Consider the following 23,185-nt stretch of genomic DNA (forward strand, 5'->3'; position numbering starts at 1 on the left):
GGACAGCATGTGCTGGTCCGCCTTGGCGACGCGACGCGTAAAGGATATCGGGATGGGGATCGGCAAGCTTTAGCGCTTGCCAATCCCCACTCCCCGACTCCCAAACCACGACTTACTTCTTGTCGTCCTTGACTTCAGTGAACTCGGCGTCCACCACGTCATCGGCGGCCTTGGAGGCCTGTGCGTTGCCGCTGGCGGCATCGGCGTTGCCGCCCTGCTCTGCTGCCGCAGCTGCTGCATACAGCGACTGGCCGGCTTCTTCCAGGGTCTTGCTGCGGGCTTCGATCTGCGCCTTGTCGTCGCTCTTCATGGCGGTTTCCAGATCCGACAATGCCGCTTCCACCTTGCCGATCACATCGCCACCGACCTTGCTGCCATGCTCGGTGATCGCGGTGCGGGTGGCGTGGATCAAGCCATCGGCCTGATTGCGGGCCTGCACCAGTTCCTGGAACTTCTTGTCTTCTTCGCGGTTGGCTTCCGCATCGGCGACCATGCGCTGGATCTCTTCATCCGACAGACCCGAACCGGCCTTGATCTCGACCTTCTGTTCCTTGTTGGTCTTCTTGTCCTTGGCCGACACGTGCAGGATGCCGTTGGCGTCGATGTCGAAAGACACTTCCACCTGCGGCATGCCGCGCGGCGCCGGCTCGATGCCGGACAGGTCGAACTTGGCCAGCGACTTGTTGAAGCGGGCCTGCTCGCGCTCACCCTGCAACACGTGCACGGTCACGGCCGACTGGTTGTCTTCGGCGGTGGAGAAGGTCTGCGACGCCTTGGTCGGGATGGTGGTGTTCTTTTCGATGATCTTGGTGAACACGCCGCCCATGGTTTCGATACCCAGCGACAGCGGGGTCACGTCCAGCAGCAACACGTCCTTGACGTCGCCGGCCAGCACGCCGCCCTGGATCGCAGCGCCTACGGCCACGGCTTCGTCCGGGTTGACGTCCTTGCGCGGTTCCTTGCCGAAGAAATCGGCAACTGCCTGCTGCACCTTCGGCATGCGGGTCTGACCGCCGACCAGGATCACTTCATTGATGTCGCTGGCGCGCAGGCCGGCGTCGTTCAACGCGGTGCGGCACGGCTCGATCGACTTCTTGACCAGGTCTTCCACCAGCGCTTCGAGCTTGGCACGGGTCAGCTTGATGTTGAGGTGCTTCGGGCCTGATGCATCGGCGGTGACGTACGGCAGGTTCACTTCGGTCTGCTGGCTGGTCGACAGCTCGATCTTGGCGCGCTCTGCGGCGTCCTTCAGGCGCTGCAGTGCCAACGGATCCTTACGCAGATCGATGCCCTGATCCTTGTTGAATTCGTCGACCAGGTACTCGATGACGCGGTTGTCGAAGTCTTCGCCGCCCAGGAAGGTGTCGCCGTTGGTGGCCAGCACTTCGAACTGCTTCTCGCCATCGACTTCAGCGATTTCGATGATCGACACGTCGAAGGTGCCGCCGCCCAGGTCGTACACGACAATCTTGCGGTCGCCGCCTTTCTTGTCCAGGCCATAGGCTAGGGCAGCCGCGGTCGGCTCGTTGATGATGCGCTTGACGTCCAGACCGGCGATGCGGCCGGCGTCCTTGGTGGCCTGGCGCTGGCTGTCGTTGAAGTACGCCGGCACCGTGATCACGGCCTCGGTGACCTTCTCGCCCAGGAAATCCTCGGCGGTCTTCTTCATCTTTTCCAGCACGCGCGCAGAGATTTCCTGCGGCGCCATACGCTTGCCGTCGCTGGTCTGCACCCAGGCATCGCCGTTGTCGTGGGCGAGAATGCCGTACGGCACGTGCGAGATGTCCTTCTGCACTTCGGCGTCGGTGAACTTGCGGCCGATCAGGCGCTTCACCGCGTAGAAGGTGTTCTTCGGGTTGGTCACCGCCTGGCGCTTGGCCGAGGCGCCGACCAACACTTCGCCGTCCTTGGTGTAGGCGACGATCGAAGGCGTGGTGCGATCGCCCTCGGAGTTTTCGATGACGCGGGCCTTGCCGCCGTCCATGATCGACACGCACGAGTTCGTGGTGCCGAGGTCAATACCAATGATCTTGCCCATGGATATGCTCCTGATGATTCTTCAGCTGTGTCCGGCGACGCCGGGTCTGGCTGAGATGTGGGGGTGGTGCGCAGGTGTTCAAGCCACCGGCGCACATCTGTGTTTCATGCCTGCGCCTGGCAGTTCAGCCGGCACTTCGGTTCAGTCGTGCTTGGCCACGACCACCAGGGCCGGGCGCAGCAGACGCTCGTTGAGCAGGTAGCCCTTCTGGAACACCTGCACCACGTGGCCCGGCGCGATGCCCTCGGCCTCGCCCTGGCTGATCGCCTGGTGCTGGTCCGGGTTGAACGGCTGGCCGACGGGATCGAGCAGGGTCAGGCCGTTGTCGGCGGCGACCTTGAGCAATTGCTTGTAGGTCATGTCCAGGCCATCGCGCAGCGGGCTGGGCTCGGTACCGGCTGCGGTCAGGCCGGCGTCCAGGCTGTCGAACACCGGCAGCAGTTCGCCCAGCAGCTTCTCGTTGGCGAACTTGCGCGCGTTCTCGACATCGCGCGCGATGCGCTTGCGCTGGTTTTCCAGGTCGGCGCGCTCGCGCAGGGCATCGGCCTTGACCAGCGCGATCTCGCTGCGCAGCGATTCGATCTCGGCCTTGAGCGGATCGGTCTCGGGCGGGTTCTGGGACAGGTCTTCGGAGTCGAATTCGGGGTGGTCTTGGTTCATGTGCAGTTCCCGGGCAAGCGGAACGCCCGCCCCAACGTCACCCCGTATATGGGCGCTCGCGCGCGTTTCAAGCAAACACGATCGCGCCGATCGATGCCGGTTATCGCGTGCCGGGCGACTCCATGGCCGCGCCCAGCACGTCGGCGGCGGTCTGCACCAGCGGAATCAGCCGGTCGTAGGCCATGCGTTTGGGCCCGATGACCCCCAGCACGCCCAGCACTTGGCCGTTGGCGGCGTAGGGCGCGGTGACCAATGAGACGCCTTCCAGCGAAACCACGCCGGTTTCCTCGCCGATGAAGATACGCACGCCCGGCGCCTGGATGGTGCGTTCGAGCAGCTGCAGGATCTCGCGCTTGCTGGCGAAGGCCTCGAACAGTTCGCGCAGGCGGTCCAGATCCGACAGGTCCTGCACGCCCATCAGCCGGGTCTGCCCGGCCATCACCATATCGTCGGCATCGGCCGGCACCAGCGCCTCGCTGGCCAGGTCAACGCTATGCGCCAACAGCTGTTCCATTTCGTTCTTGGCCATGCGCAGCTCGCGCAGCAGGCAGGCGCGGATGTCCGCCAGCGCGCGCCCGGCGAACTGCGCATTGAGATAATTGGCCACCCGTTCCAGCTCGGCAGGCTCGTAGGCGCGACGTGGCTCGATCACCCGGTTCTGCACCTCGTTGTCGGCAAACACCAGGATCGCCAGCACCCGGCGTGCGTCCAGCGCCACGAAATCGATATGCCGGAACGCGAACTGCTCGCGCCGCGGCGCACTGACCACTCCGACGAAGTGGCTCATCGCCGACAGCATCTGCGAGGCGCTGCCCAGCAGCGACTGGGTGCCGTTGCCGCTGGCCAGTTCCGCGCGCAGGCGGCGCACTTCTTCTTCGCCGGGCGGCTGCATCTGCACCAGGCTGTCGACGAATACACGGTAGCCATGCGCAGTAGGCACGCGCCCGGCCGAGGTATGCGGGGAGCTGAGCAGGCCCACGTCTTCCAGATCGGCCAGAATATTGCGGATGGTGGCCGGACTGACATCCAGCCCCGCATGCTGGGCCAGCGTCTTGGAGCCCACCGGCTCGCCATCGCGGATGTAGCGCGCGATCAGCGTGCGCAGCAACTGACGGGCGCGGGGGTCGAGCATTGGGGACTGGGACGCGCGCATGGGATCATCCGGTGAGACTGGGCATAGATAATGTCTGGCCCCGGGGATGGCAAGCGTCCGATTCCTTGTCTGCCCCCTTCCACCCTAAGCTTCCCCAAAGCGTTCACACTCGACCTCATGCTCAGACACCTCTCGATCAAGGATTTCGCCGTTGTCCGCGCCACCGAACTCGAATTCGGTCCAGGCATGACCGTGGTCTCGGGTGAAACCGGTGCCGGCAAGTCGTTGATGGTGGACGCGCTGGGCTTTCTGTCGGGCCTGCGCGCCGACAGCGGCGTGGTCCGCCACGGCGCTGACCGCGCCGAACTGTCTGCCGAATTCCAGCTGCCGGCCGAGCATCCGGGCCTGAGCTGGCTGGCCGACAACGAACTCGATGACGAGGCGCAATGTCAGCTGCGCCGGATCATCCGCGCCGACGGCGGCTCGCGCGCCTGGATCAATGGCCGCCCGGTCACTTCCTCGCAGCTGGCGGAACTGGCCTCCAGGCTGGTCGAAATCCACGGCCAGCACGAACATCAGGCGCTGATGGCCCGCCACAGCCAGCTCGCCCTGCTCGATGCCTATGCCCGTAACAGCGCCCAGCGCGAACAGGTGCGCCAGGCCAGCCAGCGCTGGCAAGCGCTGCTGGACGAGCGCGATGCGCTGTCGGCGCAAGGCGATGTCTCCGACCGGATCGGCTTTCTGGAGCACCAACTGGCCGAACTGGAACGCGAGGACCTGGACCCGGCCGCGATCGCCGCGCTGGACGTCAACCATCGCCGCCAGGCGCATGCCACCGCGCTGATCGGGGCCTGCGACAGCGTCGCCCAGCAGCTCAACGGCGACGACGGCGCCAGCGCGCTGGGTCTGTTGCAGGACAGCCGCCACGATATCGCCCGTGTCGCCGAGCACGAACCGCGGCTGGGCGAAGTGGACGCACTGCTGGACAGCGCCGTCATCCAGATCGAAGAAGCGCTGGCCCTGCTCGACCGCGTGCGCGACGACCTGGAGGCCGACCCGGCCCAGTTCGAAGCCATGGAGCGCCGCCTGGGCCGCCTGCACGACCTGGCCCGCAAACACCGCGTCACCCCGGACGAGTTGGCCGCGCACCGTGACCATCTAAGCGCCGAAGTCGAGAGCCTGCGCGGCGCCGACGAGCGCCTGCAGCAGCTCGACAAGCACATCGAAACCGCCACCGCGGCTTGGCGCAGTGCCGCCGGCGTGCTCAGCGACAGCCGCAGCACCGCCGCCGAAGCGTTGTCGGCCGCCACCACCACGCTCATCGGCGAGCTCGGCATGGGCGGCGGGCAGTTCCTGATCCAACTGCAGCCGCACGACAGCGCGCGGCCGGACCCCAACGGCGCCGAACGGGTGGAATTCCTGGTCGCCGCCAACGCCGGCCAACCGCCGCGCGCGTTGCGCAAGGTCGCCTCCGGCGGCGAACTGTCGCGCATTTCGCTGGCCATCGAAGTGGCGGCGCTCGGCCTGGACAGCGTGCCGACCATGGTCTTCGACGAAGTGGATTCGGGCATCGGCGGCGCAGTGGCCGACATCGTCGGGCAGAAGCTGCGCGCGCTTGGCGAAGAGCGCCAGGTGCTGTGCGTCACCCACTTGCCGCAGGTAGCCGCCAAGGGCCACGCGCATTACCGGGTCAGCAAGGCGCCGGTGGACGGCATGACCCAGAGCGCGGTCGAGCTGCTCGGCCCGCAGGCCCGCCAGGAAGAGCTGGCACGCATGCTGGGCGGCGTGGAAGTGAGCAAGGAAGCACGCGCAGCAGCCCGCAAGCTGTTGCAGAGCGCCTGATCCAGGCAAATAGCTCGCAAACTGTTGTAAAGCACCTGATCGGGCCGGCAGCGCTGCACCGGTGCTGCTAGGCCGGTGCTGCTACGCCCGTGCGATGGCGGCAACGCTAGACACGCGTAGCTTCACCGACGTTTTCGATGCATGCAGTGCCGTAACTGATCGGCGCCCCTGAAGCCGCCTGGGCGGGCTTCATGCATTGAGGCCCCATCCCAAGCTCCGTTCGCTTGTCCCGTTCGCGAGGCGCCCTCCCTGCCCGCGAGGTCTCTACTGACGAGACTCCTTGTTCTCGTCAGCGAGGTCAGATTCCCCGCTAACGGGGCTCCATCGCCCCCGCCAACGGGGAAGCGGCCGGAGGCCCGATTGAGCCGCGGGCCATGCAGCGAATCCACCACCGCACCCCACAAATGCAAAAGGCGGCCGAAGCCACCTTGTGCTTGCACCTGCAAAACGCGGAACTCAGCGCGGGCGTTTCTTGCGCACGTACAGCACCAGCGAGTGCTCTTCGAGCTCATAGCCGTGCTTGGCAGCGATCTGGCGTTGCAACGCCTCGATTTCCTCGCTCTCGAACTCGATTACATGACCGGTATCCACGTCGACCATATGGTCGTGGTGACCGCCGCGATCCAGCTCGTACACAGCCTGCCCGCCTTCGAAATTGTGCTTCAGCACCAGGCCGGCGGCCTCGAACTGGGTCAGCACCCGATACACCGTGGCCAGACCGATCTCGTCGCCGTGGTCGAGCAACTGGCGATAGATGTCTTCTGCGCTGAGGTGGTGGTGATTGCTCTTTTGCTCGAGCAATTCCAGGATCCGCATGCGCGGATGGGTCACCTTGAGCCCGACTTTGCGCAGGTCGTGGGTTTCCATATGTTCTCCGTTCATTGGCGATTTAGCGCCAGCTGCCATCAAACGGGTCGCGGCGACCGACGGAAGTGTATCATCGGCGTGATTTCCTCAGCACTTAATCCCCGATGCGTAATCTTCTGCTGGTCGCCGCCGTTGCTCTTTCCACCGCTGGCTGCGGCATCATCTACAAGCAGCCGATCTACCAGGGCAATCTGATCAAACAGACCGCCGTGGAGCAACTGCAGGTAGGCCAGAGCAAGCAGCAGGTCAGCGCGTTGCTGGGCACCCCTTCGATTCCCGACCCGTTCCATGCACAGCGCTGGGACTACACCTCCACGCAGCGTGTGGACCGTCTGGCGCACACCGAGGTCAAGAACTTCACCGTGTTCTTCGAGAACGAGCAAGTTGTGCGCTGGGAAGGCGACTATTTCCCGTCGCAGGACGAGCAGCTGGCCAAAGCCGCGCCCAAGCAGTTCGGCCGCAACCTGGCACGTGACAAGAAGAAGCAGCGCGGCCGTTGATGCGGTTGCTGGGCGGTCTTGCGATCGCCTGAGGCTGGCGGGACCAAAAAACGCATCCCGTCGAACGGATGCGTTTTTCATTTGCATGATCGGAAAACATGCTCGATAGAGTTGCAGCACCGAACTGGCTGGCGTCTCCGAAGATCGGTTCTTAATACCGCATCGCTTCTTCGACGAGCTGCTTCCTGCCGACCAAGACCTCGCACGTTCGCCAGGCGTTGCGCGTCGAAAAGCGAGTGCTCGAATCCAACGACAACGAATACGTTTGGCCCACTGCTGGGCAGTGATCGGAAGAGCTCGCTCTACCGCACAGCGCACGCATACCGCAGCACCGGCAAACCGGTTAGGTGTTGGGGCCGGCCTTTTTGCTTGGTCCGGCACGCCGACGCCGCGCCTCCTTTGGATCCAATAGCAGCGGCCTGAGCAATTCGACCCGGTCGCCTGCGCGCAATACCTGCTCCGGGCGCGCGATGAGCCCGTGCACTGCAAGTGCCACAGGCGTTTGCTCCAACGCCAAACCGGATGCGGCGACTGCTTCTGCCACGGTTGCGCCATCGGGCAACTCAAGCTGCACCACGTTATAGCGATCTGGCCAGGCCAGCACGACCTCGATGCGCATCCTGCAGTACTGCCTAGACGTCGCCGCGGTCGGCGACGCGCACGAAATCATTGACCATGCGGTCCGCCAGGCCCTGGAACCCCAATGCCAGCGCCGGACCCAGCAGGCGCGAGCTGGTTTCGACTTCCAGGGTCAGACTCACCTTGCAGGCGTTGTCGCCTAGCGCCTGGAATTCCCACAGCCCTTCCAGTCGCTTGAACGGGCCGTCGCGCAGATGCATGACGATGCGCTCGGGACGCTCAAGGATGTTCTCGGTGGTGAACCAGGTGCGGAACGACCCCAGCCCCAGATCCAGGCGCGCCACGATGTGCGCCTGGTCCTGCTCGAGCACATGGGCAGCGTCGCACCAGCCGAAGCGGCGCGGATAGGCTTCGACATCATTGACCAGATCGAACATGCGGGTGGTGCTGTGTTCGACCAGGGCGCTGCGACGGATGGTAGGCATTCGCTAACTTGTGAAAGACGGAAGATCGTTTGACGACACCGAATCGGCGACAATGGGCGGATGAGCAAGAAACCAACCAAGGATAAAGCAAACGGCGCGAAGGCCACGAAAACCATCGCGTTGAACAAGCGTGCGCGCCACGAATACCACCTGGAAGAACGCTACGAAGCTGGTCTGGCGCTGCAGGGCTGGGAAATCAAGGCGATCCGCGCCGGCCGCGCCAACATCGTCGACGGTTACGCCTATGTCCGCTCCGGCGAGATTTACCTGATCGGCGCGCAGATCACCCCGCTGATCCAGGCTTCCACCCACACCGTGCCGGTGGAACGCCGCGACCGCAAACTGCTGCTGCACCGGGCCGAGATCGACAAGGTACTTACCCGCGTGGAGCGCGAGGGCTACACCCTGGTGCCCACCGCGCTGTACTGGAGCAGCAACAAGGTCAAGCTGGAGATCGCCCTGGCCAAGGGCAAGCAGAATCACGACAAGCGCGACGCCGCCAAGGACCGCGACTGGCAGCGCGACAAGCAGCGCGTGATGCGGCGGCATAACCGTGATGCGTGAATCGGGAATTGGGAATTGGGAATCGCAAGGCAAGATCGCTTCCCGCGCCGGCCGGCGTTGTAGCTGCCTGAGCGCGAACTGAGGTCGTGCACGCTACGCCGCTTTTACAATTCCCGATTCCCCACTCCCAATTCCTCACGTCTTTCCAAGCATCCGCATCAAATTCGGCACGCCCCTGCCCTGCACATAGCGGTCGCGCTGCAGGTCAGTGCTGGTGTCCAGTAGCAGTTGCTTGACGCGGTCCGGGAAGCCGATGAACTCACGGCGCGCCGATAAGAAACCCGCTAGCACGCCGGAGACATGCGGTGCGGCCATGCTGGTGCCGCTCATTTCCACCATCAAACTGGCCGGATCGTTCGGGTCGAAATCGTAGTAGGCCGAGAGGATTTTTTCCCCTGGCGCGACCACGTCCGGCTTGCTGCGACCATCGGCGGTGGGCCCCCGCGAGGAAAAATACGACACGCCATAGTTATGCGGGCTGCTCTTGTGCACTGAGCCGACCACGATGGCGTCTTCCAGATTGCCAGGGTCGCTGATCGATAGATCCATGTTGGCCGCATATGCATCGCCATCGTTGCGCATCAACCAGGCCAGGCCTTCGTTGCCGGCAGCAATCACCACCAGCACACCTTGCCGCCACAACCGGCGCAATTCGTTACACAGCGGTGTAAACCCGCAGCCGTAGCTCTCCGGATCGAAGCAGCCACCCAGGCTCAGATTGACGCCATGAATGACCAGCTCGCCGGCGCGCTCGTTGATTGCAGCGATCTGCTGGATTGCTTTGATCATCCACGAATCGCGGCCATTTCCGGCATCGTCGAGCACCTTGAAGCCGTACAGCTGAGTGTCGGGCGCCATGCCGGCAAATTCCAGTGTGCGGCCGGGCGCACCACTCGCATCGGTAATCGAAGCGCGACACTCACCGGCAATGATTCCGGCAATGTGCGTGCCGTGGCCATGCCGATCGAGCCGGGTAAACGTGGCGCCGTCGGCACGGGTTAGTCGCTTGGGCGCACCACGCCGCGTGCAGTCCCACTGCGCCACCACGTTGTCGCGCTCGCCCTTGACGAAAAAATGCGGGTGACTGGCCGCGATGCCGGTATCCAGTACCGCCCACCCAATCTGTTGACCACGCGCGCGATACGCCGTGCGCGCCGCATCGGAATGCAGCACATTGCCGGATTCATGGATCAACGCGCGTTTGCCGGCGTCGCGCCACACCCGTCGAAAGCCCAACGCGCGATAGCGATCCTGCAGCAATTCGATCTCGAATCGGGTCAGCCGCGCAGACACGAAACGCTGCAGACTGTCTTCCAGTTCGATCGCCTCATCCAGCGCATCGCCGCTCAGGCCGGTGGTGCGTGCAGCGGCTTCGCGCACGTGCTGTACCAGCAGTGCGCGCACACCGGCGGGGTCGTTGCCCAACACGCGGCGATCCAGTTCGATCAGCACGTCGTGTCGGTGCTCCGGGCCATGCGCTTCGAGCTGCTCGCTCAGATCCTTGATCAGCACCGCATTGGACACTGGCTGATCGAAGCCCACGCCCACGGCCTGGCGCACCGCGGCGCGCACCTGCGGAATCGACAGATACCCAGAGCCCGAATGCGGGTTGTGCTGCCAGTCCGGATTCAAGCGCGCAGCGGCTAAATTTTCGAAGCGTCCTTTTGCGTTGGCGATGTCGTCGGTGAGATCCGGGTCCAGCGCGATCGCGTCGCGCGTTTCTGCAACATTGATCCAGCGCTGCACACACTCGGGAAACGGCAGTTTGCGCGTACCGGTCCAGCGCTTGAACATGCTGCGCACCTGCGGCAACCCCAGTGGCGAGCCCAGAGTGACGAACAGACTGACCTGGCAGTCGGCGGCCTTCAGCTGGCGCAGCACATTAGAAGGCGATCATCGAGCCCTGGCTATGCGCCACCACCACGAACGGCCCGCCCCCTGCGCGCAGCCGCTGCGCCAGACTTTCGCGCATCAGCGCCGCACGCTCCGGCACGAAGAACAGGTCGTGTACGTCCTGCAACAACGCAGCGGCAATCAGCCGTAGCAGCACCCGGTTGATCGCATCGATGGCGCCCATGGCTTGTACGCTGCCGGGTGCGGACGCCCCCTCCAGTTCGTCCAACAACTGATGCAGATCCGCGCGTTCCTGCTCGCTCTGCGCCAGCGCATCGGCCAACAGGTGGGGGGCCTGCTCGCCCGTTACCGGGCCGAGCGTGCTCAGGGCGCGCTGCACGCTCTGATTGAGCGCCGGCCCCACATCGCGCGCATCGCAATTGCCTGGCTCGGCCACCGGATAGCGCTCGCGATTGACCCAGTACGCCAGCCGCGTGCGCTCGCCCATCGGCCGCCCGAACAAAGCCTTGTCCCACTGACACCGCAGCACATCGGCCGGCGGCTTGTTGCCGATACCATGGATGTAAATCACCGTGCGCGCCTTGCCCTGCACGCGGGTCACGCTGGGCTCCTGCGGCTCGGCCTGCTGCGCGCGCCTTGCACGCGGCCGTGCCGGTTTTTCCGTGCTTGCAGCCGCCTTGCGCGGTGCTGCGCGCGCAGGCGTCGAACGTGGGGGCTTGCCTGTCGCCATCGCATCGCTCCTTCGTTTGCAGATTGTTCCGTTCGGTACGGACTGAAGCCACTGTAAGCGCTTCGCATCTCGCCACTTGTGAGAGGGCGCGCCGATCCCTACACTGGGCGAGTCAGCGTTTTAAAGCTTTCCCCGGGGGTGCACTGGTTTCGACGGGGGTCGCGAAGTCGCTTGGCGCATGCCGAGGGGGCAGCTTTCCTCGTTAATCCAGCAGCAAACTTTTAGTTGCCAACGATGACAACTACGGTTCGGACTTCGCTATCGCCGCTTAATTGGCTTTAGTTGTAGTTCTACAGCCGCCTAAGGCGAACCCCCGAACCTACTTGTGCCCGTGCTCGTAGGTGTAGGGTCATTATCACGGAACCATCGGTAGTGGCTGCCTGTCAGCTACCGGTTAGATAAAGCAGGCTGGTTTCCAGGTGCGCTTTGCCAACCGTGCTGCCTGGGAATGAGATCTAACGGAGGGCTAAGCATGTAGTGCTGGGGATGGAGTGCTTCCGGACGGCGGTTCGATTCCGCCCACCTCCACCATCTGATCGCGGAAAAGAGCAGTAAGTGCTTGATTTCGCGAAGGTTAGGCCCGGGGTTTGATGTTCAGTTTGAGCCTGCGTTAGGTATCAAACGAGGTATCAAACCCCGTGCCGAAGCCGTATTTTCTGCGCCGCCCTGCTGGGCTGTATGTGCGCTTCTTCGTCCCGACTGACCTTCAAGCCCTCATCGGCTCGCGCTACCTGGTCCGTCCCGTTCGCTTGTGTCTTGGTGATGCTGGCCGTTTGGCCGTAACACGAACTGCTGTGGCACTCTCGGAAGCATTCGATCGGATGCGGCAGGGAGAGGGCATGCAGGACGATTTGCTGAGCCAGGCTCTGGCCGCATTGCAAGGGAACGAAGCACGCCCCTACACCATCAAGGTCGGTGGCGTGGAGCTCTCTGCCAACAGAGCAGACGATCATGCGCGGCTGCTGGACGCACAGAAATACCTCCCCTTTCAGCAACTGGCTTCTGTGAAATGTAATGACCCACCGGTTTCTGCACAGGTCATGCGGTTAATGTAGCGGCATAGGCCGCGTTTGGGGTCATCATCTTCAGTGCCTGATGAGAGCGCTGTTGGTTGAAGGCGATCCAGTCAGCAATCACGCGCAGCGCGTGGGTTTGGCTCTCGAAGCGATGCCGGTGTACGCACTGCTCCTTCAGCGATCGGATCTGAGCCGCCCCGGGATTCCCGCAGGCTCCAACTCTTGAGAGGATGGAGTCATGAGCAAAGCAATGAAGGATTCGCCAGAGGTTCGTGAGCAAGCGGTGCGGATGGTGTTTGAGCACCAGAAGGATCACACCTGGCAGTGGGCGGCGATCGCATCGATCGCCGGGAAGATCGGTTGCACGGCGCAGACGCTCTGCAACTGGGTACGGCAGGCCGAGCGCGACCAGGGGCGGCGTGAGAAGCTGAGCACGTCCGAGCGCGAGAAAATGAAGTCGCTGGAACGCGAGGTGCGGGAGTTGCGGCAGGCCAACGCGATCCTGCGCAAGGCATCAGCGTATTTTGCCCAGGCGGAGCTCGACCGCCGGTTCAAGCCATGACGGGGTTTATCGACGAACACCGCAATGTCTACGGGGTCGAGCCGATCTGCAAGGTATTGCCGATCGCCCCCTCGACGTACTACCTGCATGCGGCCCGGCGTGCCGATCCCTCCAGGGCGTCGGCGCGTGCGCAGGCAGACACGCAGCTGTGCGCAGCCATTGGGCGGATCTGGGGAAGACAACCGCCGCGTTTACGGCGTGCGCAAGGTCTGGCGACAGCTGCGGCGCGACTGCGTGGAGGTGGCGCGGTGCACGGTGGAGCGGTTGATGTGCCGGCTGGGCCTGCGTGGGGTGGTGCGCGGCAAGGCAGCCAGGACCACGTACAGCGACAAGGCGCAGCCGTGCCCCCTGGACCGAGTCAACCGGCAGTTCCATGCCGCGCGACCGAATGCGCTGTGAGTGAGCGATTTTACGTATGTGTCGACCTGGCAAGGGGTGGTGTACGTGGCCTTCGTGGTCGATGTGTACGCCCGCCGTATCGTGGGCTGGAAGGTGTCCGGTTCAATGACGACGGACTTTGTCCTGGACGCGCTGGAGCAGGCCGTACATGCCCGGCAGCGAAGCGACGAGCAGACACTGATCCACCACAGCGACCGTGGCGTGCAATACCTCAGCATCCGTTACAGCGAACGGCTGGTCGAGGCCAGGATAGAACCGTCGGTCGGCAGCGTGGGCGACTGGTATGACAACGCACTGGCCGAGACGATCAACGGACTGTACAAGGCCGAGGTGATCCACCGCAGAGCGTGGCGCCATCGCGAGCAGGTGGAACTGGCCACGCTGGACTGGGTGCCCTGGTACAACCACAAACGCCTGTTGGGGCCGATCGGATACATCCCGCCAGCGGAAGCCGAAGCGGCTTATGATCGGCAGCAAACCGGTCAGGCCGAGGCGGCCTGACTCAAACCAAACGGCCTCCGACAAAACCGGGGCGGTTCACTCGGCGGCGTCCTGAGCACGTCGGAGCAAACCGCGTGCCAGCATTCAGGATCGGGCGCTCAGGCGTGTTCGCGCTGTTCTTGCGCCTTGGCGTACATGGCTTCGAGCGTGACCATGCCGGCGATGCGGGCGGCGGCCATGGCGCTTCGGTGGTCGGGGAAGGTTGACGAGAGCGCCGCACCTGCCAAATTCGCGGCCCGGCCGACGCCGATCTGCGCGACATCCCAGCCGGCAACCCAGCCGTGGGCGAGCGTGTCGTCCTTGGCGGCGTGACAGGTGAGCTGGTAATTACCTAGGAAAATGACCACGGGCGTTCTTCTGAATAGGTGCCTAGGAGGATACCGCCACGTCGCTGCGACCGGGCGCGCTGTGCCGTCTGCCAGCTGACTCAGTAAGCAGAGTGAAGCGTAGGCACGCGCCTTGCATCGGCCTCGACCAGACAATCGTGCCGGGGAACGCGGTGGTAACTAAACGAACGAAACGCCGCGCTGCCGGGGCACTGCTGGTGGGCGGGCTGATCTTTGTGCTGATCGGCGTGGGTGGTTATTTCACGACGCGGCAGTCGCTGTCGGATGCCAGCTGGGTGACGCATACGCAGGAGGTGATTGCCAGCATCGATGAGATTCAGGCCGGCATTCTGTCGGCGGAATCGTCGGTGCGCGGCTATGTGCTAACCGACAACGAGGCCTTTTTAGGGGTCTATGCCGATGCGATCGGCCGCTTGCCCGAACGTCTCGTGCGGCTGGATGCCTTGGTGCAGGACAACCCGCAGCAGCAGCGCAATGTCGCAACGCTCAGCCGGCTGGTGGATGGGCGCTTGGTGCAGATCGACGATCTATTGCACAGCTATCGCACGCAGGGCCTGGACGGCGCACGCACCTCGATTGCGCGCGGCATGTTCCAGACCTCTTCGTCGCTGCGCCGCCAAGTGCAAACCATGGCGGAGCTGGAGCGTCGGCAGTTGGTACTTCGTAACGACGCCACCACGCGCAGTGCGCAATGGGTGCTGTGGGTGACCGTGATCGGCATTGTCAGCGGGCTGCTGGTGATGCTGCTGGCCTACCGCTTGCTGTCGCGCGAGCTGGAACGGCGTACGCGCGCCGAAGACCAAGCCAGCCATACCAGCGAGCGTCTGACCGAATCGTTTGCGGCGCTTGAACGCACCTCTGCGGGTCTGGAGGCGCTGTCGCGCTACTCAGGATTGCTGCAGAACTGCCGCGATGCCGAAGAAGCGCTGGAAGTCACTGCCCGCACGATCGCGCCGCTGATGCCAGGTGCAGCAGGCGCGGTGTACCTGCTGCGTGCCTCGCGCGACCGCGCCGAACAAGTCGTCGCCTGGGGCGCGATGGCCGACGACGCCGGTGCCAGCATCGCACCGGACAACTGCTGGGCGTTGCGTCGCGACCGCACCCATGTGGTGATGGACGCCAGCCAGGGCATGCTGTGCCAGCATGCCGGCGTCAATCTCCCGCCGCAGGCGGGCACGGCCTGCATTCCGCTGTCGGCGCAAGGCACGCAATTGGGAATGCTGGCGTTGCGCAGCGAAGATCCAAGCGACCTCGCGTCGCTGACCGTCGCCGAGGCGGCAGCCGAACAACTGTCGTTGGCGCTGCACAACCTGCGCTTGCGCGAAACGCTGCGCCAGCAATCGATCCGCGACCCGCTGACAGGTCTGTACAACCGCCGTTATCTGGAAGAAACCCTCAATCACGAACTGGCGCGCTGTACGCGTCGGGTGCTGCCGCTGTCGGTACTGATGCTCGATGTGGATCACTTCAGGCAGTTCAACGACCTGCATGGACACAGCGGCGGCGACCGCGTGCTGGCGGCCATCGGCGCGTTGTTGTTGTCGCAGACGCGTGGCGAGGAAATCTGCTGCCGGTACGGCGGCGAAGAATTGACGATCATCCTGCCCGAGGTGGATCTGCTTACCGCCTGCATGATGGCCGAGAAGCTGCGCGTCGGCATCGAGGCTTTGCAGGTGATGGGCGATGGCGTCTCACTGCCCAAGGTCACCGCATCGTTCGGCGCGGCCAGCTTCCCCGATCACGCCGGCACCGTGGCGCAGTTGCTGCAGCGGGCGGACGAGGCGCTGTATCGCGCCAAACAGGGTGGCCGCAATCAGGTCGTGAGTGCGCACGTGCTCGCAACCGCGGCCTGAGCGCAGGCGTCACGCGTGCTCGCTGACCTTCTGCAAAGACATCGGTTATGTGGTCGATTTTTGCGCCCGCATCAAGCGCTTGCGCCAAGCGGTTCTAGGCGCGAGCGACTGCACGATGACGCTTGCGTCATTCACCCAAGCGCATTGCAGTGATGATCTATAAATCATACGAACTCGCACGTAGGGCGAAACATCAACCGCAGGAGTGCCCAGCGTCATCGCTAGGAATCAGGCCGGCGCCGGCCAGCATGCCATCGATGCGCGTGCGCACATAGGCTGCATCGTCCTGGGTCGCGCTGCTGATGATCGCTTCGGCACGCGCCTGGAAATCCAAATAGTCGAAGTCCGCATCTTCATCTGCAGACAACTTCGGCAACTGTTCCTGCAACGCGTCCAGGCGCATCTCGAGTTCTTCGCGGGTGGGCATGGCAGACTCCGACGACCAAAACGACACGGTTGCGGCAAGGCCGTCAAGGATGTGCGAAACCTTGCGCTGCAACGCTTCATTTTCCTATCCGACGCGCAGATGAAGACACGCTCAACTTTGACGACACCCCGCCGATAATGTTGCCGACTCCTACAGAACCTTTCCTGTGATCCTTCACCTGCGGCGGGATTTCCGCCTCGGCATCGTCAAGATGCTTGGGCCAATCACTGCGCTGTTGCTTTGCCTCTATGCGGTGTACCTGGCCATGACTGGTCAGGTGGTTGCTTGCCTGGTCACCACCTCGCTCGGCTTGCTGGCGATATGGCGCGGCTGGCAGATGCGCAGTGCCGAAGACACCGGCGCCGGCGGCGTGTGGCTGGCGTCGATCAATGTCGGCGGGTGCCTGGTGGCTTGCTGGACCGGTGGCGACGGCGCCCTGCCCTGGCTGTTCCCGGTCCTGGCCACCAATTATTTATTGTGCGGGCCGCGACGCGCGGTGTTGTTGAGCTTGCCACTGCTGGCGGCATTGCTGTTCTTGCCCGGTTTGATCACCAGCCCTGGCCAGGGCGTGTCGACGATTGTGGTGACACTGGTGACGCTGGCGGTGGGCTACGCGTTTTCGCTGCGGATGCAGGACGACCGCGTGCATCTGGAAGAGCTGGCCTCTCTAGATGCGCTGACGGGCTTGCCCAATCGCCGCATGCTCGAACGCGCACTCACCCATCAGATCGATCAACGCCAACCGCACGACCGGCTCAACAGCCTGATCATTCTGGATCTGGATCATTTCAAAGAGGTCAACGATCTGTACGGGCATGCCGCAGGCGATGCGGCGCTCTCGGATCTGGCCACCATCCTGCGCTTCGAAGTGCGCGAACCGCATCAGGTGTTCCGTTTTGGCGGCGAAGAATTCGTAGTGCTGCTACGTGCCGGTTCGCTGGCGGAACTGGAAGCGGCCACCGAACGCTTGCGCAAGGTGATTCGCACCGGCCTGCGCGGACCAGGCGGGCGTATCACGGTCTCGCTGGGTGCGGCACGTCACGACGGCGAAACGCATTGGCAAGACTGGTTCTCGCGTGCCGATGCAGCGCTGTATCTGGCCAAGAACAGCGGCCGCGATAGCGCACGGGTTGCCGACTAAGCGCCACCAGTAAGCGTCCATGCGACTGCGCATGCAGACGCACGCGGCAGATGGAGTGAAAGCAATCGGTCACGGATACGTTGCGCTGTCGACCGTGTCGGTAGCAGCGCGAAGCCCGGCGTGAGCGAACGCACGTCGACGGAGGCACGGCCGATCTTGCCAACGGTCATGCGTAATCGCGTTGGATCACAACCAACTGCCTATCGCTCTATCGCAACAACCAAACCGCGGGGCGACCCATTGGCCGCCCCGCCTGCATCGTTCAACGGTTGACCACGGCCACCGGTGCCGCAGGTGCTTGGTCCTGCTTCCAGCCACCGAGCGCCTTGTACACGCCGACCACCCCGACATTCACTGCCGCTTCGGCCTGCGCCAACGCATCGTCGGCGGCCAGCTGGGTGCGTTGCGCATCCAGCAGGGTGAGGAAGTCTTCCGAGCCCTCGCGGTAGCGGATTTGCGCCAACTGCTCGGCACGCCGCGCCGCTTTGGCCTGCTCCACCACGATGGCCAGACGTGCCTGCTGGCGGCCATAGCCAATCAACGCGTTTTCGGTGTCTTCCAGCGCCAGCAACACGGCTTGCTGATACTGCGCCAACGCGCCTTCGGCCTGCGCCTTGCTGGCACGCAAGCGCGCACGCACGGTGCCGAAATCGAAGGCGGCCCAGCTGATCGATGGGGTGATCGACCATGCCTTGGCGTTGCCCTCGGTCAACCGGGCCGCATCGCCGGACAGGAAGCCGACAAAGCCGCTTACGCTGATGCGCGGAAACAGATCGGCAGTGGCCACGCCCACTTGCGCGGTGGCTGCCGCCAATCGACGTTCGGCAACGCGCACATCCGGGCGCTGACGCAGCAAGCCAGCGGTATCGCCCAGCGGCAGCGGGCGCGCGAACGCGGGCATGGTGCGCGCAACCAGGGTGGCGTCCAGCGCATCCGGCTGCTGGCCGAGCAACACGGCCAGGCGATGACGGTATTGCGCTTCTGCGGTTTCCAGCAATGGAATATCCGCTTCGATCGCCTTCAACCGCGCCAGGCTGCTCTGCACATCCAGCTCGCTGCCGGCACCCAGGTCCCAACGCGTTTGCGTCAACTTCTGGGTGTCGTGCAGGTTGGCCAGCGTGCGCTTGGAGACCTCCAACTGCTTCTGGGTGCCGCGCAATTGGAAATAATTGCGCGCCACTTCGGCTGCAACGGTGACCTGCACGTCCTGCAGATTGGCCTGCTCGGCATCCAGGTCGGCACGCGCCGCCTCCGATGCACGCCGCTGCCGACCGAACAGATCCAGCTCCCAGGCCGCATCCAGACCGAGCGTGGTCTGCTCGGTGAGGAAGCGCTGATTGCCGGCGACCACCTGCTGCTGTTCGCGACGATCGAAACTACTTTGCGCGGTGATGTGCGGCGCCTGATCCAGACGGCGTTCGACGAACACCGCGCGTGCCTGCTTGACGCGCGACACCGCGATGCGCAGATCGTGGTTGGCGAACAAGGCGTCGCGCACCAGTTGCTCCAGCACCGGGTCGTCGAACTGAGACCACCAATTACCTACCGGCGACTCGGCGCTGTACGCCGGATCCTGCGCGCCTTGAAGCGTCACGGCGGCAGGCGGATCGGGACGGTAATCCGGCCCGACCGCGCAACCGCTGAGCACAAGCGCGGCCAGGGCCACGCTCAGGAAGTTTCTTACCATGGCAACACTTCTCCCAAATGCGTGAAGCTGCCGGTGGCACCGTGCGCGTCGAGCAGCGCCATCTGCACGCTGCTATGCGCACCCTGCTCCACTTCGATTTCGCCGCCACCACCGTTCATGTCGGTTTTGACGTAGCCCGGATGCACGGTGTTGACTTTGATGGCGGTGTCGCGCAACTCATGGGCCAGATGCACCGTCCAGCTGTTGACCGCGCTCTTGGAGGCGTCGTAGGCGGGAATCTTGAAGTCGTAGATCGGCGAGCCCGGCTGGGTATGCAGGGTCAGCGAGCCGAGCATGCTCGACACGTTGACGATGCGCCCGGCCAGCGAGCGACGCAGCAGCGGCAGGAATGCCTTGGTCACCTCGACCACGGCGAACAGGTTGGTGTCGAAGGTGCGCTTCCACACCTCCAGGCTCTGCTGCGACGGGGCGCGCTGCATGTCCTCGATCATGATGCCGGCGTTGTTGATCAGGATGTCCAGGTGGCCATGACGCTGCTCAACCGTGCCCACTGCGGCAGCAATGCTGATCTCGTCGTTGACGTCGAGCTGGATAGCCTCCACCGGCAGACCTTCGGCCTGCAACTTGAGTGCGGCGGCCACTGCGTCGTCGCGCTTGCGGCCTGCCAGCAGCGTATGCACGCCGGCGGCGGCCAATTGCCGAACGGTTTCCAGGCCGATGCCGCGGGTGGCGCCGGTGACCAATGCGATCTTGGTGTTGCTCATGTCTAAGTCCTTCGAATGTCTGTAGGGGGATGTAACGCGCTTAGGCGTTGACGTGCAGGTGATCGTGCGCAACCGCAGGCGGCGTCGCGGGCCCGCGACGGGTCACCCACTTGCGCAGCGCCACGTAGAACACCGGGGTCAGGAACAGGCCGAACAAGGTCACACCGAGCATGCCGGCGAACACTGTGATGCCGGTGACCGAGCGCACTTCGGCGCCGGCGCCATGGCCGAACACCAGCGGCACCGTGCCGGCGATGAAGGCGATGGAGGTCATCACGATCGGACGCAGACGCAGGCGGCAGGCTTCCAGTGCGGCTTCAACAATGCCCTTGCCATGCATTTCGAGTTCGCGAGCGAACTCCACGATCAGGATCGCGTTCTTGCACGCCAGGCCCATCAACACCACCAGGCCCACCTGCACGAACACGTTGTTGTCGCCACCGGTGAGCCACACACCGAACAGCGCAGACAATAAGGTCATCGGCACGATCAGGATCACTGCAAGCGGCAGGGTCCAGCTTTCGTACAACGCGGCCAGCACCAGGAACGCCAGCAACACCGCCATCGGGAACACGATCAACGCCGAGTTGCCTTGCGTGGACTGCTGATAGCTCAGATCCGTCCACTCGATGTTCATGCCGTTGGGCAGCACCTGCGGCGCCATGCTGGACAGCTTCTGCATTGCTTCGGTGGACGACAGCACGCGCGGGTCCGCTTCGCCGATGAGGTCGGCGGCCGGGTAGCCGTTGTAGCGGATCACCGGGTCCGGGCCGTAGGTCTGGCCCAACGTGACCATGCTGCCGATCGGCACCATGTCGCCGTTGGCATTGCGCGTGCGCAGGTTGGCAATGTCTTCGACGCTGTCGCGGAACTGTCCATCGGCCTGGGCGATCACCTGATAGGTGCGACCGAAGCGATTGAAGTCGTTGATGTACGAAGAACCCAGATAGGTCTGCAGCGTGTCGAACAGGTTGGTCAGCGGCACGCCCTGCGCCTTGGCCTTGTCGCGGTCGACCTTGGCGTCGAGCTGCGGCACGTTGGCCTGGTAGGTACCGATCGGTAACTGCATGCCGGGCGTTTGCGAGATCGCACCGGACATCGCATTCACCGCGCTCTGCAGCTGGCCATAGCCCAGACCTGCACGGTCCTGGATGTACAGCGAGTAGCCCGAGCCCTGGCCCAAGCCCAGAATCGGCGGCGGCATGAAGGCGAACGCAAAGCCCTGCTGGATCTGGCTGATACGCGCATTGATTTCCGCATTGATCTGCGCGGCAGTCCGGCTGCGCTGGCTGAACGGCTTGAGCGTCAGGAACACCGTGCCGGTATTGGGCGTATTGGTGAACTGCAGCGGGTTCAAACCGGGGAACGCGATGGCGTGATCCACGCCTTCGGTCTGCAGCGCGATCCGGGTGATCTGGCGAATCACCTCATTGGTGCGCTCCAGCGACGAACCTTCCGGCAGCTTGGTGCCGGCGATCAGATACAGCTTGTCCTGAGTCGGAATGAAGCCGCCCGGCACCACCTTGAACATGAAGCCGGTACCCACCAACAGCAGCAGATACACCACAAACACGGCACCACGCTTGCCCAACGCACGCGACACCGCACCCTGGTACTTGTGCGAGCTGGTGTTGAAGAAACGGTTGAACGGGCGGAACAACCAGCCGAACAAACGGTCGATCAACCGCGACGGACCATCCTTCGGTGCGTCGTGCGACTTGAGCAGCATCGCTGCCAGCGCCGGCGACAAGGTCAGCGAGTTGATCGCAGAAATCACCGTGGAAATGGCGATGGTCACCGCGAACTGCTTGTAGAACTGACCGGTCACGCCCGACAGGAACGCCATCGGCACGAACACCGCGCACAGCACCAGCGCAATGGCGATGATCGGCCCGGACACTTCGCGCATTGCCTGATGCGCCGCAGCCAGCGGGCTCAAGCCTTCTTCGATATTACGTTCGACGTTTTCCACCACCACGATCGCGTCGTCGACCACGATGCCGATCGCCAGCACCAAGCCGAACAGGCTCAACGTATTGATCGAGAAGCCCAGCAGATACAACGCGGCAAACGTACCGACCACCGACACCGGCACTGCCAGCAACGGAATGATCGAGGCGCGCCAGGTCTGCAGGAACAGGATCACCACCAGCACCACCAGCAGCACCGCTTCCAGCAGCGTGTGCACCACCGCGCTGATCGAGTCACGCACGAACACGGTCGGGTCGTACGCGGCCGACCACGCCATGTCCTGCGGGAACTGCTTTTGCAGCTCGGCCATCTTGGCGCGCACCGCATCGGACAATTCGATCGCGTTGGCACCGGGCGACTGGAACACGCCCATGCCCACGGCGTTCTGGTTGTCCAGCTGCGAACGCAAGGTGTAGTTACCGGCGCCCAGCTCCAGACGCGCCACATCGCTCAAGCGCACGATCTCGCCGCTGTTGCCGCTGCGGATGACGATATTGCCGAACTCTTCTTCGGTGGTGAGGCGGCCCTGCGCATTGATCGAGAGCAGGAAATCGCTCTTGTTGGGCATGGGCTCGGCACCGAGCTGGCCGGCGGAGACCTGCACGTTTTGCTCGCGGATGGCGGCGACCACATCGCTGGCGGTGAGCCCACGCGCGGCCACCTTGTCCGGGTTCAACCAGATGCGCATGGCGTAGTCGCCGGCACCGAAGATCTGGATCTGGCCCACGCCCGGCAGCCGCGACAGCTCGTCCTTGACCTTCAAGGTGGCGTAGTTGCTCAGGTACAGCGAGTTGTACTTGCCCTTGGGAGAGGTCAGATGCACGACCATGGTCAGCGTCGGCGATTGCTTCTGCGTGGTTACGCCCTGCCGGCGCACGTCTTCGGGCAGACGCGCCTGCGCCTGGCTGACGCGGTTCTGCACCTGCACCTGCGCCTGGTCCGGATCGGTGCCAGGCTTGAAGGTCACGGTGACCACCAGCACGCCGTCCGAGCCGGCCACCGACTTCATGTACATCATGTTTTCCACGCCGTTGATGGCTTCCTCAAGCGGCGTGGCGACGGTTTCGGCGATGACCTTGGGATTGGCGCCCGGATACACCGCGCGCACCTGCACGCTCGGCGGCACCACTTCGGGGTATTCGCTGATCGGCAGCAACGGCATGGCGATCAAGCCGGCCGCGAAGATGATGATCGACAGCACCGCGGCAAAGATCGGCCGGTCGATGAAAAAACGGGAAAAGTCCATTGGGATGGTCCTGAAAGAGGTTGCCGCCGGGTGGCGGCGCGGCACAGCGGGCCCGGGCCGGCCTGATGACGAGGCCGGCAGTCATGGGGTGCGATGCA

17 protein-coding genes, 1 other RNA gene, 3 pseudogenes and 1 other annotated feature are annotated in these 23,185 nt (G+C 63.8%); of the genes and pseudogenes, 8 read left to right on the plus strand and 13 right to left on the minus strand.

What is annotated here, in order from left to right:
• Positions 1 to 112 precede the first annotated feature (112 nt).
• The 3 genes from dnaK to hrcA form a co-directional block, all read right to left on the minus strand.
• Entirely contained in the window at positions 113 to 2,038 is a 1,926-nt protein-coding gene (dnaK, locus tag KWO_RS14215; protein WP_010380232.1) for a molecular chaperone DnaK, read from the minus strand.
• A gap of 141 nt (positions 2,039 to 2,179) precedes the next feature.
• On the minus strand, positions 2,180 to 2,698 hold the full coding sequence (gene grpE, locus KWO_RS14220) for a nucleotide exchange factor GrpE (RefSeq protein ID WP_010366360.1): 519 nt from the start codon (positions 2,696 to 2,698) through the stop codon (positions 2,180 to 2,182).
• Between the two features lie 100 nt (positions 2,699 to 2,798).
• A complete protein-coding gene (gene hrcA, locus KWO_RS14225) occupies positions 2,799 to 3,830 on the minus strand; it encodes a heat-inducible transcriptional repressor HrcA (protein WP_010366358.1) in 1,032 nt (343 codons plus the stop codon).
• Between the two features lie 138 nt (positions 3,831 to 3,968).
• Here hrcA and recN point away from each other — a divergent pair, with 138 nt between their 5' ends.
• A complete protein-coding gene (gene recN, locus KWO_RS14230) occupies positions 3,969 to 5,633 on the plus strand; it encodes a DNA repair protein RecN (protein ID WP_010380234.1) in 1,665 nt (554 codons plus the stop codon).
• Between the two features lie 456 nt (positions 5,634 to 6,089).
• Here the strand turns inward: recN and fur are convergent, their stop codons facing one another.
• Complete coding sequence (gene fur / locus KWO_RS14235) at positions 6,090 to 6,500, minus strand: ferric iron uptake transcriptional regulator (protein ID WP_002804358.1); 411 nt, start codon at positions 6,498 to 6,500, stop codon at positions 6,090 to 6,092.
• Positions 6,501 to 6,604: 104 nt separating this feature from the next.
• Here fur and KWO_RS14240 point away from each other — a divergent pair, with 104 nt between their 5' ends.
• Positions 6,605 to 7,000 carry an outer membrane protein assembly factor BamE gene (locus KWO_RS14240; protein ID WP_010366350.1) on the plus strand — a complete coding sequence of 132 codons (396 nt, stop codon included), beginning with the start codon at positions 6,605 to 6,607 and terminating at the stop codon, positions 6,998 to 7,000.
• Positions 7,001 to 7,343: 343 nt separating this feature from the next.
• Here KWO_RS14240 and KWO_RS14250 read toward each other — a convergent pair whose 3' ends face one another.
• Positions 7,344 to 7,619, minus strand: a complete 276-nt coding sequence (locus KWO_RS14250) for an RnfH family protein (protein ID WP_010380236.1) — start codon at positions 7,617 to 7,619, stop codon at positions 7,344 to 7,346.
• A gap of 13 nt (positions 7,620 to 7,632) precedes the next feature.
• Positions 7,633 to 8,064 carry a type II toxin-antitoxin system RatA family toxin gene (locus KWO_RS14255; RefSeq protein ID WP_010380238.1) on the minus strand — a complete coding sequence of 144 codons (432 nt, stop codon included), beginning with the start codon at positions 8,062 to 8,064 and terminating at the stop codon, positions 7,633 to 7,635.
• Between the two features lie 60 nt (positions 8,065 to 8,124).
• Here KWO_RS14255 and smpB point away from each other — a divergent pair, with 60 nt between their 5' ends.
• On the plus strand, positions 8,125 to 8,628 hold the full coding sequence (smpB, locus tag KWO_RS14260; RefSeq protein ID WP_010366344.1) for an SsrA-binding protein SmpB: 504 nt from the start codon (positions 8,125 to 8,127) through the stop codon (positions 8,626 to 8,628).
• A 135-nt stretch (positions 8,629 to 8,763) separates the two neighbouring features.
• Here the strand turns inward: smpB and KWO_RS14265 are convergent.
• Positions 8,764 to 11,212 (minus strand): annotated as a pseudogene (locus KWO_RS14265) (S8 family serine peptidase).
• A gap of 134 nt (positions 11,213 to 11,346) precedes the next feature.
• Between KWO_RS14265 and ssrA the strand changes: the two are divergent.
• Together ssrA and KWO_RS14275 are read left to right on the plus strand one after the other, a co-directional pair.
• Positions 11,347 to 11,743, plus strand: a transfer-messenger RNA (tmRNA) gene (ssrA, locus tag KWO_RS14270).
• Positions 11,744 to 11,850: 107 nt separating this feature from the next.
• A pseudogene (locus KWO_RS14275) lies at positions 11,851 to 12,243 on the plus strand (integrase); the annotation flags it as partial.
• A gap of 7 nt (positions 12,244 to 12,250) precedes the next feature.
• On the opposite strand, the gene KWO_RS23055 reads toward KWO_RS14275, so the two are convergent.
• The gene (locus KWO_RS23055; RefSeq protein WP_309546598.1) at positions 12,251 to 12,544 is read right to left on the minus strand and encodes an integrase core domain-containing protein; all 294 of its coding nucleotides are present in this window, start codon (positions 12,542 to 12,544) and stop codon (positions 12,251 to 12,253) included.
• Between KWO_RS23055 and KWO_RS14285 the strand changes: the two are divergent.
• A pseudogene (locus KWO_RS14285) lies at positions 12,467 to 13,690 on the plus strand (IS3 family transposase). The gene KWO_RS23055 and the pseudogene KWO_RS14285 overlap by 78 nt on opposite strands.
• Positions 12,745 to 12,861 (plus strand) — a sequence feature (AL1L pseudoknot). It overlaps the preceding pseudogene by 117 nt.
• 98 nt (positions 13,691 to 13,788) lie before the next feature.
• Here KWO_RS14285 and KWO_RS14290 read toward each other — a convergent pair.
• Positions 13,789 to 14,037: a hypothetical protein gene (locus KWO_RS14290; RefSeq protein ID WP_010380253.1), complete on the minus strand. Its 249-nt coding sequence runs from the start codon at positions 14,035 to 14,037 to the stop codon at positions 13,789 to 13,791.
• Positions 14,038 to 14,234: 197 nt separating this feature from the next.
• Here KWO_RS14290 and KWO_RS14295 point away from each other — a divergent pair, with 197 nt between their 5' ends.
• Complete coding sequence (locus KWO_RS14295; protein ID WP_010380255.1) at positions 14,235 to 15,890, plus strand: sensor domain-containing diguanylate cyclase; 1,656 nt, start codon at positions 14,235 to 14,237, stop codon at positions 15,888 to 15,890.
• Between the two features lie 193 nt (positions 15,891 to 16,083).
• Here the strand turns inward: KWO_RS14295 and KWO_RS14300 are convergent, their stop codons facing one another.
• The gene (locus KWO_RS14300) at positions 16,084 to 16,389 is read right to left on the minus strand and encodes a hypothetical protein (RefSeq protein ID WP_010380256.1); all 306 of its coding nucleotides are present in this window, start codon (positions 16,387 to 16,389) and stop codon (positions 16,084 to 16,086) included.
• Between the two features lie 94 nt (positions 16,390 to 16,483).
• Between KWO_RS14300 and KWO_RS14305 the strand changes: the two genes are divergently transcribed.
• Positions 16,484 to 17,458, plus strand: a complete 975-nt coding sequence (locus KWO_RS14305; protein WP_010380258.1) for a GGDEF domain-containing protein — start codon at positions 16,484 to 16,486, stop codon at positions 17,456 to 17,458.
• Positions 17,459 to 17,720: 262 nt separating this feature from the next.
• Here the strand turns inward: KWO_RS14305 and KWO_RS14310 are convergent, their stop codons facing one another.
• Genes KWO_RS14310 through KWO_RS14320 form a run of 3 tightly spaced genes read right to left on the minus strand, consistent with a single transcriptional unit; the run spans position 17,721 to position 23,087 of the window.
• A complete protein-coding gene (locus tag KWO_RS14310) occupies positions 17,721 to 19,145 on the minus strand; it encodes an efflux transporter outer membrane subunit (RefSeq protein ID WP_017112791.1) in 1,425 nt (474 codons plus the stop codon).
• Complete coding sequence (locus tag KWO_RS14315; RefSeq protein ID WP_010366320.1) at positions 19,139 to 19,870, minus strand: SDR family oxidoreductase; 732 nt, start codon at positions 19,868 to 19,870, stop codon at positions 19,139 to 19,141. The genes KWO_RS14310 and KWO_RS14315 overlap by 7 nt, the downstream gene beginning before the upstream one ends.
• A gap of 40 nt (positions 19,871 to 19,910) precedes the next feature.
• Entirely contained in the window at positions 19,911 to 23,087 is a 3,177-nt protein-coding gene (locus KWO_RS14320) for an efflux RND transporter permease subunit (protein WP_017112790.1), read from the minus strand.
• Positions 23,088 to 23,185: the final 98 nt, after the last annotated feature.

The organism is Xanthomonas vasicola pv. musacearum NCPPB 4379, from assembly GCF_000277895.2.
GTDB lineage: Bacteria > Pseudomonadota > Gammaproteobacteria > Xanthomonadales > Xanthomonadaceae > Xanthomonas > Xanthomonas vasicola.

Coding starts and splice junctions, on each gene's coding strand:
- dnaK (WP_010380232.1), bottom strand. CDS start 2,038: ATGGGCAAGATCATTGGTATTGACCTCGGCACCACGAACTCGTGCGTG.
- grpE (WP_010366360.1), bottom strand. CDS start 2,698: ATGAACCAAGACCACCCCGAATTCGACTCCGAAGACCTGTCCCAGAAC.
- hrcA (WP_010366358.1), bottom strand. CDS start 3,830: ATGCTCGACCCCCGCGCCCGTCAGTTGCTGCGCACGCTGATCGCGCGC.
- recN (WP_010380234.1), top strand. CDS start 3,969: ATGCTCAGACACCTCTCGATCAAGGATTTCGCCGTTGTCCGCGCCACC.
- fur (WP_002804358.1), bottom strand. CDS start 6,500: ATGGAAACCCACGACCTGCGCAAAGTCGGGCTCAAGGTGACCCATCCG.
- KWO_RS14240 (WP_010366350.1), top strand. CDS start 6,605: ATGCGTAATCTTCTGCTGGTCGCCGCCGTTGCTCTTTCCACCGCTGGC.
- KWO_RS14250 (WP_010380236.1), bottom strand. CDS start 7,619: ATGCGCATCGAGGTCGTGCTGGCCTGGCCAGATCGCTATAACGTGGTG.
- KWO_RS14255 (WP_010380238.1), bottom strand. CDS start 8,064: ATGCCTACCATCCGTCGCAGCGCCCTGGTCGAACACAGCACCACCCGC.
- smpB (WP_010366344.1), top strand. CDS start 8,125: ATGAGCAAGAAACCAACCAAGGATAAAGCAAACGGCGCGAAGGCCACG.
- KWO_RS14310 (WP_017112791.1), bottom strand. CDS start 19,145: ATGGTAAGAAACTTCCTGAGCGTGGCCCTGGCCGCGCTTGTGCTCAGC.
- KWO_RS14315 (WP_010366320.1), bottom strand. CDS start 19,870: ATGAGCAACACCAAGATCGCATTGGTCACCGGCGCCACCCGCGGCATC.
- KWO_RS14320 (WP_017112790.1), bottom strand. CDS start 23,087: ATGGACTTTTCCCGTTTTTTCATCGACCGGCCGATCTTTGCCGCGGTG.